This window comes from Citrobacter sp. VF227 (genome assembly GCF_052950715.1).
Window position 1 is genome coordinate 1 of record NZ_JBRFVF010000510.1, and the last position, 449, is coordinate 449.

General features: G+C 72.6%; 1 protein-coding gene and 1 pseudogene. Both read left to right on the forward strand.

Annotated elements, in window-relative coordinates:
• Positions 1-253: pseudogene (locus ACU8YC_RS27585) on the forward strand (hypothetical protein); the annotation flags it as partial.
• Positions 250-449 (forward strand): response regulator (locus ACU8YC_RS27590; protein ID WP_446896340.1); only part of this gene is annotated, 200 nt, incomplete at its 3' end. The pseudogene ACU8YC_RS27585 and the gene ACU8YC_RS27590, both read left to right, overlap by 4 nt.

Below are 449 nucleotides of genomic sequence, written 5' to 3' on the forward strand. Positions count from 1 at the left end.
GTCCCTGCACGACCGGGATGACGGCCGGCAGCAGCTCGACCTGCTCTGGGAGGAGCGGGGCGGCCCACCGGTCGCGCCCCCGACCCGCAGGGGGTTCGGCTCACGGCTCATCGAGCGGCAATTGCCGCTGGAGTTCGACGGCAGCGCGGCGATCACCTACGCGCCCGCGGGCGTGACTTGCCAGATGCGGAACCCGCTGACCCGCCTCGGCTGGATCGGCCAGGAGACGGTCGAAGGACCGCGCGCGCCATGACGCCGCTCGCCGGACGCCGGGTGCTGCTGGTCGAGGACGAGAGCCTCGTCGGCATGCTGGCCGAGGACATGCTGCTCGACCTGGGCTGCGAGGTCGTGGTGGCGATGCGCCTCGACAGGGCCCTGGCCCATGCCCGGAGCGAGGCGTTCGATCTGGCGGTGCTGGACGTGAATCTCGGCGACGCGCGCAGCTACCC